Source organism: Paraburkholderia lycopersici, assembly GCF_900096975.1.
Classification (GTDB): domain Bacteria; phylum Pseudomonadota; class Gammaproteobacteria; order Burkholderiales; family Burkholderiaceae; genus Paraburkholderia; species Paraburkholderia lycopersici.
The window spans coordinates 1-1439 of sequence record NZ_FMYQ01000078.1 but is presented as its reverse complement, the minus strand read 5'-3'; the positions used below and the strand labels follow the sequence as shown (position 1 = coordinate 1439).

1 protein-coding gene is annotated in these 1439 nt (G+C 69.7%); it reads right to left on the bottom strand.

Going from position 1 to position 1439, the window contains the following annotated elements:
• The coding region (gene ilvA / locus BLU17_RS32060) for a threonine ammonia-lyase, biosynthetic (protein ID WP_143189415.1) at window positions 1–1439 on the bottom strand (1439 nt) is incomplete at both ends.

Here is a 1439-nt window from a genome sequence, read left to right as displayed (position 1 = left end):
TACCCGAGCGTGGCGAGGAAGCGTCGGAACCCGGCGTCCTCGGCCGCGGGCACCTGGATGCCCACGAGAATCGAGCTGTAGTCCGCCCCCTGGTTGCGGTAGTGGAACAGGCTGATGTTCCAGTTCGGCGCCATCGACGACAGGAAGCGCATCAGCGCGCCCGGCCGCTCCGGAAACTCGAAGCGGAACAGCCGCTCGTCGTGCGCCAGCGGCGAGCGCCCGCCCACCATGTAGCGGATGTGCTGCTTCGACAGCTCGTCGCCCGTGAGGTCGACGGTCGCGAAGCCGTGATCGACGAAGCCCTGTGCGATCTGCTGCGACTCGCCGCGGTTGCGGATCTGCACGCCCACGAAGATGTGCGCGCGCTCGGCGTCGTCGATGCGGTAGTTGAACTCCGTCACGCTGCGCGTGCCCACCAGTTCGCAGAAGCGTCTGAAGCTGCCGCGCTCCTCGGGGATCGTCACCGCGAATACCGCCTCGCGCGCCTCGCCCACCTCGGCGCGCTCGGCCACGAAGCGCATCCGGTCGAAGTTCATGTTCGCGCCCGAGGTGATCGCCACCAGCGTCCGGCCCTCGATGCCCTCGCGCTCCGCGTACCGTTTCGCGCCCGCCACGGCCAGCGCGCCCGCCGGTTCGAGCACGCTGCGCGTGTCCTGGAAAACGTCCTTGATGGCCGCGCACAGGGCGTCGGTATCGACTGTCAGCACCTCGTCGAGATACTCACGGCACAGGCGGAAGGTTTCCTCGCCGACGAGCTTGACCGCGGTGCCGTCGGAAAACAGGCCGACCTCGGTCAGCTCGACGCGCCGGCCCGCCGCGATCGACTGCGCCATCGCGCAGGAATCGTCGGTCTGCACGCCGATCACGCGGATCTCGGGACGCACGGCCTTCACGTAGGCCGCGACGCCGGCCGCGAGCCCGCCGCCGCCGATCGGCACGAAGATCGCGTGAATCGGGGCCTGATGCTGGCTGAGAATCTCCATGGCGACGGTGCCCTGGCCGGCGATGACGTACGGATCGTCGAACGGATGCACGAAGGTCAGGCCGCGCTCCTCCTGCAGACGCACGGCATGGGCGTAGGCGTCGCTGTAGGATTCGCCGGCCTGCACGACCTCGACGGTCGCGCCGCCGTGGGCGCGCACGGCATCGACCTTGACCTGGGGCGTGGTGACGGGCACGCAGATCACGGCCTTCACGCCGAGTTTCGCGGCCGAGAGCGCCACGCCCTGGGCGTGATTGCCCGCCGAGGCGGTGATGACGCCGCGCCCGAGCTGGGCGGGGGTGAGGTGGGCCATCCTGTTGTAGGCGCCGCGCAGCTTGAAGGAGAACACCGGCTGGTTGTCCTCGCGCTTGAGGAAGACGGGGTTGCGCAGGCGCGCCGAGAGGTTCGGCGCGCGCTCGAGCTCGGTCTCGCGGGCCACGTCGTAGACGCGGGCGGT